Source organism: Bacillus sp. FSL K6-2944, from assembly GCF_038005385.1.
GTDB classification, from domain to species: Bacteria; Bacillota; Bacilli; order Bacillales; family Bacillaceae_G; genus Bacillus_A; species Bacillus_A cereus.
The window spans coordinates 260,984-276,633 of the sequence record NZ_JBBOTE010000003.1; the positions used below are offsets into that span (position 1 = coordinate 260,984).

The following is a 15,650-nucleotide window of genomic DNA, read 5'->3' on the forward strand; positions in this document are numbered from 1 at the left end:
TATCATTACAAGTTTTTCGCTATTAATTGCTTATATGTTTCCTTTGTATCTTCATATAGTTTTTGAAGTGAGAAGTTCATAGTAGCATGCTCATAAATATGTTTACCCATTGCTGCTAACTCTCCAGTTTTCCACTTATCATACGCTTCTTCTAAAGCTAATGCTAATGCCTTTCCATCACCTGTTGGCACAATCCATCCGTAAGTTTCATCTACGATTAATGGTTCAATTTCTCCAGCCCTAGTCACAATTGATGGTACGCGTTGATTTGCCGCTTCTAATAAAACTAGTGGGAACCCTTCACTATGGGAAGTTAATAAATTTACATGTGACGACGCAAATAATTGTTTTACATCTTGACGATGTCCTAAAAACTCTACTTTATCGTTAATCCCTTTTTCAGTAGCTAATGACTTTAGATTTTCTTCTAATGGGCCATCGCCAACTAATAATACTTTAATTTTCTCTAATTTTGTTTGTTGTAACGCATCGAATAAAACTTCATGTCCTTTGACAGGATGTAATCGTGCTACTTGGATTGCCGTAAATACATCTTCATCAATATTGAACATTTCTTTTTTATTATAGCCTTCTGCTTTTTCCTTATCGTATTCAATTCCATTATAAATAACATGCATCTTTTCATTTGAAATACCTAATGCTGCCAGGCTTTTTTTCAATCTATTTGTTACAACGAAAAATAAGTCTATATTTTTTAAGGCTTTCAAATTTAATTTCGTAAAAATCCAACCTTTCAAGCCCTGTTTAGTAAAGTCTTGAAATGGATCACTATGAATAGTCGTTACCCATTTTGCCTTTATTCTCTTTTTCATTAAAGAAACATAGAAATTAGCCCTAGGGCCATGTGTATGAACTACATCAAATTTTTCTTTATTAATAAATTCACTTATATTCTTTAAAATGGATAAATCATAGCGCGATTTTTGTGAAAACACATGGACTTTTATCCCTAACTCCCTTGCTTCCTTCGCAACAATTCCATCTTCAAATACTGCTAATTCTACTTCACCAGTTGGAAACTGATCGAGAAGTGAAATAATATGTGTTTTCCCTCCCCCATCTTCTGCTCCTGCATTCATATGCAATATTCTCATATTTTTTCCTCCTTTAAATCCTCGCTACGTTTCCATCTATTTTTATTTTACTGTACTAAAAAATAAAAGCTAACAAAAGTTAGCTTTTATTTTTATCATTCAATTTCTAGGTCTACTATTAGATAAGCTAACACCACTACAAAGTAAATCCCAACTCCTGGTGCTGTTAAAATATGTCCTGCAATATAAGCAATACCTAACGCTAACAATAAGCTTGCTGAAATCATTCCATATTTTATATTGAATATGTCCTTAAATCTCGTAGCAAATGCTAGTAAAATTCTTAGCCCGTAATAAATAAATGGAATCATTAGTAATACAAAGCCAATAATCCCGAAATCATAAAACCAATCATGGAAGTCCATTTCAATTAGTTTTGGATCTGGCTGCTTTTGTTCATTGTATTTAAAGTTACCTGCATAACCCATTCCTAATAACTTTTGTGACATTGGCGCTTCTTTAAAGAACTGCTTATGTCTTTCTTCATATACTTGACGTCCACTGAAAATAAGATTTTCTTGATTTTCTTTCTTTTGCTCTTTCTCAAGCTCTTTCTTAACTTCCTCTTCTATCTTCGCCTTTTCTTCTGGCTTTTCAACTTTATGATGATTTTCTTCTTTTGCTTTAAGTTCTTGCTCTTTTTTCAGCTTCTCTTTAATTTCTTTTTCTTTTTGACCTTGCTGTGCCACATTTTGCTCTGATAAATAATTATTGTGAATACCCATATTTTGTGCTAATGGTGTTTGTTTAAACGTCCAAACTACACCAGCTAATAGCACCATAGCAATTACTGCATTAAGCGCAAGGGATTTTTTGTTCGGATTTTTTCTATCAAATAATAATTGTAGTACAATGATTCCGATTGCTGCCCCTAACGTAGCACCAATTGAGCCCATTCCAACTTTTGTACCGACTTGAATTAGCGAATAAATCATTAAAAGTGATGGAATCCAATATAAAATGTGTTTCCAGCTCTTTGTTTTTTGAATAGAATATAGTACCACAATAGGGAAAATAATAGCTAAGATTGAACCTAGTTCATTCCCTGCATAGAACCAACCTCGAGAACCAACCTTCATCCATTCATAACTACCAAAGTCAGTAGATGTTGAAATAGAAATAACCATAATTGCGTTAATGATTAATGTAGAATATACAATACTATTTCGAACCTTATCACTAATATTAACTGTCTTTTTCAATGATTTTAAAGCTAAAATGTATGATCCCAGCATGATATATATATATAATGCTTTCGCAACGAATTTAACCTCTTCACCAAGTACAATAGGATTTTTAACTAGTTTGTTATTAATAAACCCTATCCCTAAAACTCCGGCTAATAATATAAGATAAATTAAAAACTTTCTATTTTCCTTCTCTTTTGCCTGAATTAAAATGTAAATACCACCAACAGCCATAATAAGGAATCTTACTAAAATTCCAACGGTAGCATTTGACTTTAATAAAGTGATGCTAAGAGACGTTAATAAATCTAAAACAGGCTGTAAAATAATAAAAAAGAGCAAAAAATGCTCAAATCTAACCCTAGCTTGATTTGCTAACATTCCAAGACCTCCATACAAAATCTTAACATTATCTTTTAATCATAATTTTTTATCATTCAAACACACCTAGCAATTATAACATAACTCATATTCAAATCGAGAACTATTTTTCCAGCTAAAACTAGCCAGGACAAGTATTAATAAGTAATAAAAATCATCGTCCTTTAGCTATACTCCCCTATTTTTACAAAATCTATCTAACAACCATCCCCTTATTTTTGTCAGTATATACATATTTTTTTATCATTTTATACAAATATAAATATCTCACCTCTAATTGTAATATTTCACCAAATTAACAACATCAAAAAATGTAAAATTAATCTTTTCATATCTTTTTCAGATTACTTTATGGTTATTTTCCAAACATTTTCAAACGCTTTCTTTATGAATTTTATCCGTTTTTCTACATGTAGCGAAAAGTAATTGTTATTTCCAATACTTTAGTGTATATTTTTTCTCTGGAACATCTTTAAGAGGAAGGGATTAAGGCCATGTTATTAATCGATATATTTACGTTTCTTGGCATTATCGCCGCTGCCATTTCTGGTACATTAGTTGGTTTAAAAAAAGATTTAGATTTATTTGGTGTCCTTTGTTTAGCTGTAGCCACTGCGCTCGGCGGCGGTATTATTCGTGATATCATGATTGGTAACCTGCCCCCTGTCGCATTTGTAAAACCCATTTACTTTTTCGTAAGTGTATTATCAGCATTATTTACTTGTATGTTTTTTGAGCGTATCAATAAACTTCAAGTCGTTATTATGCTTTCTGATGCTGTTGGCTTAGGCGTTTTTACAGCTATTGGTGCAAATGCGGCAATGTCACATCATGTTGACGCCTCATTTCTAGTTGTTTCAATGGGAGTCATTACAGGTATTGGAGGCGGTATTTTGCGTGACATTTGTGCTCAAGATATCCCTTACGTATTCCGAAAAGAGATTTACGCAATCGCTTCTATCTTAGGAGCAATTAGCTTCCTAATTACACACGCTATGGGGGCGCACGTATTAGCTTTCTATGTTTGTTTATTAGTAACATTCGTTATTCGTGTCGTCACTGTAATATATAATGTGCATTTCCCTGTTTTCTTTAAAACACATGCTAAAATTAATAAAGGCCATTAAGAGAATTCTAGATAGAATTCTCTTAATTTATATACTATTCAACGAACTAATATAGAGTAATTATATATAAGCATATATAATTACTCTATATTAGTTTTAAAATTGAAAACGTTTTATATACAGGGGGAAGAATGATGCTTGAGGTTTTCAAAAAAAATATTAATAAAACAAATGCCAGTATAATCGAATTAAGTAAGAACCAACAAATAACTTTTAATGTACCTACTAATTCTGAATTAAAAATTCAAATGGATATGCTACATATTTCAAAAGAAGATTTACAAGTTGTAAAAGTACTACAGCCTTTTATTTATGCAGAAATTGATTGGATTACTGAAAAATTCTATGCCAACATTACAAAACAACCTAATTTAATTACTATTATTGAGCGTTACAGCTCTATTCCAAAACTAAAACAAACTTTAAAAACACATATTAAAGAATTATTCAGCGGCAATATGCATGAAGATTTTATTGAACAGCGTGTTAGGATTGCCAAAAGGCATGTACAAATTGGTTTACATCGAAAATGGTATACTGCTGCTTATCAAGAATTATTCCGCTCTATCATGAAGATTTTGCAAACAAAAATAACGACAATCGATGATTTTTCATATTCTATAAATGTTATAAATAAATTATTCACTCTTGAACAAGAACTTGTTCTTGCAGCTTATGAATCTGAATATGAAAGAATGCAAAAAGAGCATGAGAAAGAAAAAGAATTAACTGCTATGACAATTACGCATATCGCAACAGAACTAGCTGCTGTATCTGAAAAAACAAGCTCTTCTATTCAAAAACTAACCGCCAAATCTGAAACTATTGTAGAGATTGCTAAAACAGGTACATCATTAGCTACAACATCTGAAGAAAAAGCGAATAAAGGGAAAGAACAATTAAACCAGCAAAACAAACGAATGGGATCTATTCAAATGAATATGGAAACGATTATTACAGATACTCATGAACTTCTCAATATTTCTAACAAAATTAATGAAATCATAGATATTGTTAAATCGATTGCGGAGCAAACAAATTTACTCGCACTAAATGCTGCTATTGAGTCGGCACGTGCTGGAGAATTTGGGAAAGGGTTTTCTGTTGTTGCTGGCGAAATCCGAAAATTATCAGAGCAAACGAAAGAATCTATATTTAACGTTACAAAGCTCGTCGAAAAAACAAATGAACAAATTACTCGTGTCTCGTCTTCTGTGAAACAAATTAGCTCTCTCGTATCGGAAGGAACAGATAGTATGTCGGCAACAGATCGATACTTCCAAGAAATCGTAAAAGATATGTCTAACTCAAAAGAACAGAATAAGAAAATTGAACACGAACTACAAGCTATTTCACAAGTAATGAAAGGAATTCAAGATGATTCCTCACAAATGGCTCTAACAGCCGATAATTTGCAACTAGAACTAAATCGATAAGATGAAATTTAGTAGTCAAGCATACTTTTCATCTGTACTAACTACTAAATTTCATCTTCCATCAAAAAAAAGAATCCAGAATGGATTCTTTTTATTTTCTGAAAAATATTTTTTGACAATACACATAACTCATATAAACACCAAAGCTCTGCAAAATAAACAATGCTGGCATAATTACATTGTAATATGCCATATCTACTTGGAAGAGCTTTAACAATACGTATCCACTAATTAAAAATAAGAACAACATATATCCCTCATTTTGTTGTTTCTTAATAAGGAAGTGTAATAGAGCTATAGTCATAAACAATGTTACGGCTATATATATCAGTTTTTCATATTTGAAAAGAATAGAATTTATCCCCTCATCTGAAAACTGATTTATCATCGGTTCTAAAAGTTTAAATCTTTCTCCCTCAATCTCTTTTAACTTTTGATCAATATGCTCTGTTACACTTTGATTTTTCGATATTTTTTCTTCATGTTGCGTTTTTCCAATTAAAACAGATTGAACATACGTCTCATTCGCAATCGTATATTGTGACATTCCCATTGTCTTAATTCCATAGTTCACACCAAAATGGGCACTATAAAATAGAATAAGTATCCCTATCATCTTTAGTAACACCTTTTGTTTCGTTGCTGATTGAAATACTTCGATTAATAATACATATACCGTGATAAAAATAGGAAGAAATAATCCCATTGGGAAAATCATATTACTAAATGCAAATAAAATCGCTGAAAATACCCACATATAAGGATGATCTAATCCTTTATATAAAAGTATGTAACAAGCAAAATAAAATAAAAATATTGCAAGTGACTCAGGAGTTAATACGGAACTCATGAATATATTTGGAATATACAGAGCATAAAAGATAGAAGCAATACGACCGCATTCTTCTCCAAAAACCATTGCTGCAATACGATAAATAAAAAATGCGGTTCCTGCGCAAAATAACACATTAAATAGTTGTAAAGCGAATAATGTATCACCAAATATACGAATAATTACTGACTCATATATAATAAAAGGCAAATGAGTTACAGTCTCTATATTATTACCAATTGCAATCTGCTTTGCAGACTCATACATCACTTTCAGATCACCAATTATTGGAGCGTCTACAAATAACAGCATACTAAGTCTCACAACTATAGATATACTTATAAGAAAAATAAGAAATTGTTTATCTGTAAAACGATATTGTAGAATTGATGCCACTAACAAAATGAGTATGATAAAAATTGCTAATATGATTGTTACACTTGTTGTACTTCCTCCAAAAAATTGCTTACTTTTCTCAAATGCTGCCCAACAACTATAAACAAAAAATGCGAGCATCGCACCGATTGTAATTTTATTAAAGAAAGATGAAAAATTTGTTTGTATATGATTCATATGTCCATTGCACCTCTATTTCCATTCATAACAAAACGATTCTATCATGAATGAGTACACGGCTGATAGAGAATTTCTATGACAAATACATAGTCATTACTTTTTACTTGCAATGTAAGCGAATCCTCTTTTACACTACATTTTAGATAAAATAAATTTTCTTTCAGTTACATGAATACAAATACAGAAGTTTAAATAATCCTCTTTTGGAATACACTTTACTTCATTAAATATCTAATATGAGTAATCCGCTTACACATATTATTCTGATTGAAAACAGACTATAGGGGCTGAATATATGGAAAAGAAATTCATGCGAGAATCTAAAGCAATTAAGACAACACGTGTTTTTCCTAACGATTTAAATAATCACCAAACACTTTTTGGAGGGAAATTATTAGCAGAAATTGATAGTATTGCTTCGATTGCGGCTGCAAGACATAGTCGTAAACATTGCGTAACAGCATCTATTGATTCAGTTGATTTTTTAACTCCAATTCACCAGGCTGATTCTGTTTGTTATGAAGCATTTGTATGTTATACAGGGAAATCTTCAATGGAAGTTTTCGTAAAAGTAATCGCAGAAAATTTATTAGCAGGCGAGCGTAGAATTGCTGCTACTTGCTTCATTACATTTGTAGCAATAAAAGATGGAAAACCTTCGTCGGTACCACAAGTACTACCTGAAACTGAGGAAGAACATTGGTTATACACAACCGGTTCAGAACGTGCGGAAAATAGAAAAAAAGGACGTTTAAAAAGCAAAGAAATGGCTGAGGTTTTAACTTTAAATAAACCTTGGAATATTTAATACAATACTCTTCCATATACATGCACAGATTTTTTCTTCCTTGCATGTATTTTTTTATACAAAATATCACCTCTTACCATTTTATTCTCAATCTGTTCTCCTAAATCATGCACCAGCTTTTCCTTTATTTTGTTATACTGTTAATGGTATATTAAATAAAGTTCGTTTAAAAATAACCATAATATGATTAAGTATATAAGGGATGGTGCGGTAATGACTATTGAAGTACCAATTTCAATACCAAAAACGTTAATTATTATTCCAGCGTATAACGAGGAAGAAGCAATTGCAGATACATTAACAAGATTATTAAAACTAAAACAGCATTTTACAGGATTAAGCATTTGTGTTATTAATGATGGATCACACGATAAAACAGCTCAAATCGTACAAGATTTTCCTGTTCACCTTGTGAATTTACCATATAACCTAGGTATTGGCTCAGCTGTACAAACTGGATATAAATACGCATATGAGAACGGATATGATATTGCGATTCAGTTCGATGCTGATGGACAACATAATCCAGATGATTTATATAAAATTATAAAGCCAATCGCTGAAGATGAATGCGATATGGTGCTAGGGTCACGTTTTACAGAAAAAACAGCATATAAAGGTAGTATTTCCAGAAGGATCGGTATTTTTTATTTTACTGCCCTATTGAAAGTACTAACAAAACAAACATTTATGGATCCAACTTCTGGATATCGTGCTATCAATCGAGAAGTAATTAAAATTTTTGCACACAACTATCCAAAAGATTATCCAGAACCAGAAGTTCTTATTCATTTAAAAAAGAAAAAACTTCGCATTAATGAAATATCTGTAAATATGCAAGAGCGACAAGGTGGACAATCTTCTATCACACCTTTTAAATCTGCATATTACATGATTAAAGTAAGTCTTGCTATATTGATGCAAAAAATCGTGAAAGGTTGATAATAAATGCCTATAATTACCTTTTCATTCATCTTTATTTTATTATTATTATTATTAATTATTAATTCCATTCGCCGTGGAACTTTAGAAACGAAATATGCTGTTTTATGGATTTTTGTTTGTATTGCAATGGCTATTTTAAGTTCTACCGATAAAATTATAAACTGGATTGGAAAACTATTAAAAGTAGAATATCCCCCTTCCATTTTATTCTTATTTGGACTATTATTCTGTTTCATCTTAATTTTTGACCTAACAAGAAAAATTTCTAAACAACATCATCAACTTGTAACATTAACGCAAGATTATGCGTTACTAAAGCAAAAATTAAATGCAACTGAGCCAGACAAAGACTAACCTAATATTTCATAGCTAATATAAAAAACCTCTTAATTTATTGCAAAAATTAAGAGGTTTTTTATTCTTAATAATAATTTATTCGCCTTCACAATCGTTAAGATAGATACATCCTACTTAACTAATAAGTTAAAATGACATGAATAAGAAGTTATATGCAATAGACATGATAAAGCTGTTTGAAATACGAGAATTAACCATAAGAATCTAACTTCCCGCCACCTTTTTAATAGAAAGTTGATTTACAAAGTTTATATGCGTTAAACTTATACAGATGTTCTTGTAATCTTCTTCCTTTCAAAAGGCTTGTATATATGATGCAAGACATAAAAAACTTGAGGAGATAAAAATTCTATGATGGAACAAAAGCAACTTGTTTCTGTTGTCATACCCCTGTATAACACGGAAAAATATATTGAAGAAACGATGCAGTCAATACTAGATCAAACATATAAAAATATCGAAATTGTAATTGTAGATGATGGAAGTAAAGATCAATCACCTTCTATTGTGAAAAACCTTGCTGAAAAATATCCAGGGCAAGTAAAATACGTTCATCAAAAAAACCAAGGTGTTTCAGTAGCTCGTAATACGGGTATTGAAAATGCTAGTGGAGAATATGTCGCTTTTCTTGATAGCGATGACTTATGGCATCCAACTAAAATTGAGAAGCAAGTCGAAAGTATGCATAAAAACAACATGGACGCTTGCTATTGTGGTTATATGAATTTCTACGAAGAAACAGGTGAGAAGGTTGAACATACAACAAACTTTATTAAAGGTGATATGGCAAAAGCATTCCTAACGCATCAAGTTGTTGCTCAAACAAGTACTTGGATTTTCAAACGATCCATCGTAATGGATCATAACATTCGTTTTACACCAGAATGTAGTTGGGGCGAAGATTTAGAGTTTTTATTTAAACTTATGAGTGTGACAAATGTATGTTATGTCCATGAATACTTAACTTATTATAGAATCTTATCAGAAGGAAATCTTTCTTCTAAGTATAAAGATTATGAATTAAAAACGACAAAAGAGCTGGAAGTATTCAATCGTATGAAGGAATGGGTACATAATAAATCTCAAGATTTCATTACAAAAGATTCTCAGTTACTTATTGAAATTCTTGAGACTTATTTATTCCCTTATACAGTCATCAATAACGCTTGTATATATATTAAAGAAAACTCTCAATTAGATAAATCACAAGTTCAATTAATCAAAAAAGATATAAAGAAATATTGCCGTAAAATCTATTCAAAGAATGGAAAACGTAGTAAAAAACTATATGCAATGCTTTGGTTTGTACGAATTAAATTTCTGTTTTCTTAAACTGAAAATATAACGATACTCTCTCTTTCTGTGAACAAATCAAATTTACAAATAGGACAAGCTAACCGGGTCCTAAAGAATAGAAAGGTCTTTTCTCATGAAAACAAATAAAATTCTAAAAAACGCATCCTACCTGTTTGTAGGAAACATTACTGTCCGTTTTGTACTGGCTATTGCAACAATTTTCTTTGCAAGGTATGTTTCTCCAAGTGATTACGGTATGTTTACAACTGCGTTAGCAGTTTCAGCTGTTATTTGTTACTTTACAGATGCAGGTTTAACACATACGTTTATGCGTGAAGGAACGAGAAGCGATGCTAATATTAGCGTGCTAATAAGTAGTTACTTACGTATTCGTTTAATATTAGCTATCGTAATTTCTGTACTTTTCGCTATTTTTGCCCAGTTCTTCTATCCCGATGCTTACTTACGCGCGATGGTATATTGGGTTGTTCTACCAACAATGTTCGGAGCAACCTTACAAGGTGTTGGAATGGCTTACTTCCAAGTAACAGAACGCATGCAATTTACAGCTATTATTTCTGTACTACAAGGTGTAACTGCTGCTGCTGCCCTATTACTAGGGATGTCTTTCCAATGGTCACTTATGATGGTTGCTGCCATGTACGGGGTATCTAGTCTTGTAACAGGTGTTATCGCCTTTATAATGACAATACGTTATACGAAGGTCCATAAGGGTTGGGATAAAGGCATTTTAGATCAACTACTTATTTTTACAATCAATGGCATCATCATTATGCTCTTACCACAATTGGGCCCTATTATATTAGAAAAGGTTTCAACGTATAATCAAGTTGGATTCTTTGGTGCTGCATCTAAAATACCTGCTGTACTATATCAAATACCTGGGGTAATTGCAGCGGCCTTTTATCCAAGGCTTTTTGCTTTTGGTAATGAGAAAAATATTGAAGAACATAGAAAATTATCAAGTTTTGAATTAAAACTTATGTCTTTTTTAGGAATGGGAATTTCTATCCCCTTTATTGCGGATCCAAGTTTCTGGATTGTTAGTTTATTAGGAGAAGAATACGCTCCCGCCGGTGACGCTCTTGCTATTCTAGCGTTTATGGTTATTTTACAATCAATTAACTATCCACTAGCCGATAATTTAACAACGATTGGCCAGCAATGGAAACGTGCAACAACAATGACTATTGGATTAGTTGTTGCCATCATAGGTTATATTGTATTAGGTAGTAAATATGGAATGATGGGAGCAGCTGCCGCAGCTATCCTTACCGAAATTACACTATTAATCGGATTTACCCTCTTTATTCGTAAAGGCATGCAATTATTAGTTAAAGGAGTTATATTTAATTCCTTAGCCTTTATTATTAGTTACGGTATATACCGAATTGCATTAATCAACTTACCGCCACTAATTGCTTTAACTCTTACTGGTATACTATACGGTATAATTGGAATTGGAATTGATCCTCAAATACGTGGATTTGTTTTAGGGTTTATAAAACAAAAGCTCATTCGCAAACATGCTTAAAAGCAAAAAGCTTTTCCTATTTAAAAATGGAAAAGCTTTTTGCTTTTTTTATATACCATCATTTTTCTTCAGTAAAAAAATGCTATATATTCCAGCTCAAATTGACTTACTTTCTGAAAATGCCTTATACTAAATTACATGTAAACTATGAACTTCAACGCTTGTAAAAATATATATGCTTCAACAAAAATATATATTTTCTCATGTTAAAACTAAAGAACACACCTTTAAAAATTGGTGTGTTTTTATATGCTACCTAAAAACTAGTTGTTACATGTAACGACTTTCAAAGGAGGATTATCAATTTTTATGAGCATAAAGCCGAATAATAAATTCTTTTCCAAGAAAACAATGATAATTATGCCAATATTATTATTGTGCGCTTTTGCTTTTCATTATTTCTTTTTAACATCTAATCAAGCCTTTTCTGGTACAGGGGATGCGTTACGTCAATTTGGCTTTTTTACGTTTCTTCTACAACATGCCTTTAAAGATGGCAACCTTTTTTGGTCTTTTGATTATGGATTAGGTGGAGATTTATTTGGAGAGTTTAGTTATTATTACAGCACATCACCGTTTTTCTGGATTACACTGTTACTACCTAAACTAAGTCTTGAGCAAGTATATGACGTGAAATTATACATGAGTATTTTAAAAAACTTTTTAGCTATGGTATTCATGTATGGTTCTTTACGTTACCATAATAAAACAGCATTCTCATCTTTTGTTGCTGCTATTATATATGGTGGCTGTATTACTTTCATCCGCCACTCTTTACTATGGGATTTCATGGCTGATGCCATTGTATTTTTACCATTAGTAATATGGGGACTTGATAAATATATTATTGAAAAGAAGCACGGCCTTTTCCTAATCGCTGCTACTTTAATGTTAGCATCAAACTTTTATTTTGCTTTTATCACAAGTATTTTCATATTTATTTATGCATTATTCCAATACTTTGCGACACAACAAAATAAAACGATTGTCTCTTTTCTAACTTATTATATTAGAATCGGTTTATTGTACGGATTATCACTCGGTTTAGCCGCCGTTTGCTTCCTCCCATCAGTTAATGCCGTATTTAGCGCTGATCGACTATCAAAAAAGTTTGAGATACCATTATTATTTGAAGATAAATTTTATAAAGATTTAATGGAAAATATTTTCTTCATGTATAATGCTGAAAATCATCAATTAGCTTTACCAGCTTTAATTTTATTCTTAATCGTATTTGGAATGTTTATACGTGATAAACTCGTTAAGAATAAAGTATTCTTTACGTTATTCATGTTCATTCTGTTTATGCTTCCATATACATATTCTATGTTTAATGGTTTTTCAGCAATGCAATCTAGATGGTTTTATTTATTTGTATTTGTAATTGCCCAAACAATTGCATACATTCTAGATTGGATGATTATTCATAAGAAAGACTACAAATTACCTTATTTAATAAGTTTATTAGTGTCTATTGGATTATTCATTTATGCATTTTATAGAAAGGCAAATATAAATGTAACTGATAAACCTTTACAAGACGTTGATAACATTTTACTCGGAACTGTCGTTCTTTCTGTTATTACAGTATGTTTATGGCGTTATATTTCTAAACCTTTCATACAATTTTTAGTTGTATTGAACGTACTCGTTAGCACAATTTCTATGAATTATATGTATGCGAATAATATACTTAGCACAGTTTACGGACAGAGCCAGATTTCAACTGAAAAGTTACACGAACCAGGCTATGATAATCAAGAAGAAATTGCTGCAATTCGCTACATACAAGAAAATGATAAAGACTTTTATCGTATTCTTAATCCATATAGCGAATATAACACACCAATGCTACAAGGATATCATGGCGTAAGTACGTATCAAAGCTTGGTTAATTATTATGTCCATGACTTTATGAAAAATAAATATGGCGTATTCCAAATGTACGATACACCTTCAATGTTTTATCAAGCTGATAGTCGACTACTACTCGAAAATATGCTAGGTATAAAATATCGCGTATTAAGTGCTGATACAGATTCAAAGAATGTACCTTATGGATATAAACTATTACAGCAAGTAGGACCATATAATATTTACAAAAATGACTATGCTTTACCGTTAGGATATGTATATGATTCGGCTATAAGTGAAGAAGAATTTTCTAAATTAAACTTTGCTCAGCGTGATCAATTATTATTACATGCTGTTGTCGTTAATAATACAAAAGAATTTTCATTAAACCATTTTAATAAACAAGACCTTAAATCAAAGGCAGTATCTATTAAAACGGAAAAAGCAAAATTCGAAAACATGGAAAAACAAGAAAATAAACTAATTGTTCATGGCTTTGGAAATATGATTGTACCTATCAATTATCCTGATACACCTGGTGATCTACTGATAGAATTAAAATTAAAAAATGCAGGCACATTCAATGCAACTGTTAATGGAAAAACGATAGGAAAAGGGGACGATGCTGGTGCATACTCTTATCCGTTAGAAAGGTTTGTTTACAATTTGGGCAATGAGCGTCCAGAAAACCTAACTATCTCTATTGATATGGCAGGTGAGTATGAATTAGGTGACTTGCAAGCAAATATTGTAAACTATGAAAGTATACAAAAAGAAACAAAAAAACTAACTGAAAATAGACTTGAAAATATTTATTATAAGAACAATTATTTAAAAGGGGATATCAAATCAAATAAAGACGGGCTCTTATATCTATCTGTCCCATATAGTAAAGGCTGGACTATAAAAATTGATGGGAAAGAAACAGAATTTACGAAAGCGAATTCTGCCTTTATCGGTGTTCCAATTACAAAAGGTTCACATGTAATCGAAATGACTTACGTTACACCTTACTTCAAATTAGGTATGACTATATCAATCATCTCACTAATTATCTGTATAGCTTTACTAATTTTCAAAAATCCAAAAGCACGACGAAAATTTTCTTTTAAAAAGCAATAATGAGCACTTAATGAATCATGAAGCTATCTATTTAGATAGCTTCCTAAAATAATATCTAAATATTATTTTAATCCACTACAAACAAGGAGTGTCAAACATGACCCTTTCAATAGTTGTACCATGCTACAATGAAGAAAAGGTGCTTCGAGCCTTTTATTCAGAGACTTCCCTTGAAATTCATAAATTAACTACCGATTATGAATTTGTTTTTGTTAATGATGGTAGTAAAGATGCTACATTAAATATTTTACGTGATTTAGCTAGTGTAGATTCATCGGTACACTACATATCATTTAGTCGAAACTTCGGAAAAGAAGCTGCAATGTTAGCTGGTTTAAAATATGCTACAGGCGATGCAATTGTTATTATGGATGCTGACTTACAACACCCTCCTACGTTAATAAAAGAACTGTTAGAAGGATATAACGACGGCTACGACCAAGTCATTGCAAAAAGAACAAGAACTGGTGATTCACCCGTTCGCTCTTTCGTCTCTCGTCTTTACTATAAAGTGATGAATAAATTTGTAGATATTGAATTAGTAGACGGTATTGGTGACTTTAGACTTTTAAGTCGAAGAGCAGTAGATTCTTTATTATCTTTAAGTGAATACAACCGATTTTCAAAGGGCTTATTTTCTTGGATCGGTTATAACGAATTAATCATTGAATATGAAAATGTATTACGTTCTGATGGAGAAAGTAAATGGACCTTCTCGAAATTATTAAATTATGGAATTGATGGTGTAATTTCATTCAATAATAAACCGTTACGTCTATCTATATATCTTGGATTACTAACAACCATTTTAGGACTTTTATACGTAATCACTACGTTCGTTCAAATCATCCTCGGTGGTGTGGAAGTTCCTGGTTACTTTACTCTCATTTCCGCTATACTATTTATTGGCGGTATTCAACTCATATTCCTAGGTGTTATTGGTGAATATATCGGTCGTATTTATTATGAAACAAAACGTAGACCGCATTTTATTGTAGCTGAAAAGAAAGTTAGTGAAGTTAAACAAAAGGCATAACCAAAAAGTTACTTCTGTAGGAG

General features: G+C 31.5%; 12 protein-coding genes and 1 pseudogene. 10 read left to right on the forward strand and 3 right to left on the reverse strand.

Going from position 1 to position 15,650, the window contains the following annotated elements; translation table 11 throughout:
• Positions 1-5: 5 nt before the first annotated feature.
• Together MHH55_RS27830 and MHH55_RS27835 are read right to left on the reverse strand one after the other, a co-directional pair.
• Entirely contained in the window at positions 6-1,115 is a 1,110-nt protein-coding gene (locus MHH55_RS27830; protein ID WP_001221227.1) for a glycosyltransferase family 4 protein, read from the reverse strand.
• 95 nt (positions 1,116-1,210) lie between these two features.
• A complete protein-coding gene (locus tag MHH55_RS27835) occupies positions 1,211-2,683 on the reverse strand; it encodes an O-antigen ligase family protein (protein ID WP_078186308.1) in 1,473 nt (490 codons plus the stop codon).
• A 494-nt stretch (positions 2,684-3,177) separates the two neighbouring features.
• Between MHH55_RS27835 and MHH55_RS27840 the strand changes: the two genes are divergently transcribed.
• The 3 genes and pseudogenes from MHH55_RS27840 (at position 3,178) to MHH55_RS36510 (ending at position 5,246) form a co-directional block, all read left to right on the forward strand.
• Positions 3,178-3,810 (forward strand): trimeric intracellular cation channel family protein, encoded by a 633-nt coding sequence (locus MHH55_RS27840; protein WP_000924371.1) that lies wholly within the window; start codon positions 3,178-3,180, stop codon positions 3,808-3,810.
• A gap of 134 nt (positions 3,811-3,944) precedes the next feature.
• Positions 3,945-4,490 (forward strand): annotated as a pseudogene (locus tag MHH55_RS36505) (protoglobin family protein); the annotation flags it as partial.
• Positions 4,491-4,544: 54 nt separating this feature from the next.
• The gene (locus MHH55_RS36510) at positions 4,545-5,246 is read left to right on the forward strand and encodes a methyl-accepting chemotaxis protein (protein WP_370658441.1); all 702 of its coding nucleotides are present in this window, start codon (positions 4,545-4,547) and stop codon (positions 5,244-5,246) included.
• Positions 5,247-5,337: 91 nt separating this feature from the next.
• Here MHH55_RS36510 and MHH55_RS27850 read toward each other — a convergent pair whose 3' ends face one another.
• Complete coding sequence (locus MHH55_RS27850) at positions 5,338-6,651, reverse strand: ArnT family glycosyltransferase (protein WP_001015630.1); 1,314 nt, start codon at positions 6,649-6,651, stop codon at positions 5,338-5,340.
• Between the two features lie 298 nt (positions 6,652-6,949).
• Between MHH55_RS27850 and MHH55_RS27855 the strand changes: the two genes are divergently transcribed.
• The 7 genes from MHH55_RS27855 (at position 6,950) to MHH55_RS27885 (ending at position 15,627) form a co-directional block, all read left to right on the forward strand.
• On the forward strand, positions 6,950-7,462 hold the full coding sequence (locus MHH55_RS27855; RefSeq protein ID WP_000412123.1) for an acyl-CoA thioesterase: 513 nt from the start codon (positions 6,950-6,952) through the stop codon (positions 7,460-7,462).
• A 213-nt stretch (positions 7,463-7,675) separates the two neighbouring features.
• Positions 7,676-8,404, forward strand: a complete 729-nt coding sequence (locus MHH55_RS27860) for a glycosyltransferase family 2 protein (protein ID WP_000151539.1) — start codon at positions 7,676-7,678, stop codon at positions 8,402-8,404.
• Between the two features lie 6 nt (positions 8,405-8,410).
• Positions 8,411-8,761 (forward strand): DUF2304 domain-containing protein, encoded by a 351-nt coding sequence (locus MHH55_RS27865; protein ID WP_001121774.1) that lies wholly within the window; start codon positions 8,411-8,413, stop codon positions 8,759-8,761.
• Between the two features lie 354 nt (positions 8,762-9,115).
• Positions 9,116-10,096, forward strand: coding sequence for a glycosyltransferase family 2 protein (locus MHH55_RS27870; protein ID WP_000970530.1), 981 nt, complete (start codon positions 9,116-9,118; stop codon positions 10,094-10,096).
• A gap of 97 nt (positions 10,097-10,193) precedes the next feature.
• Complete coding sequence (locus tag MHH55_RS27875; protein WP_046393130.1) at positions 10,194-11,615, forward strand: oligosaccharide flippase family protein; 1,422 nt, start codon at positions 10,194-10,196, stop codon at positions 11,613-11,615.
• 309 nt (positions 11,616-11,924) lie between these two features.
• A complete protein-coding gene (locus MHH55_RS27880; protein WP_000023708.1) occupies positions 11,925-14,591 on the forward strand; it encodes a YfhO family protein in 2,667 nt (888 codons plus the stop codon).
• A 97-nt stretch (positions 14,592-14,688) separates the two neighbouring features.
• On the forward strand, positions 14,689-15,627 hold the full coding sequence (locus tag MHH55_RS27885) for a glycosyltransferase family 2 protein (protein ID WP_063219912.1): 939 nt from the start codon (positions 14,689-14,691) through the stop codon (positions 15,625-15,627).
• Positions 15,628-15,650 lie beyond the last annotated feature (23 nt).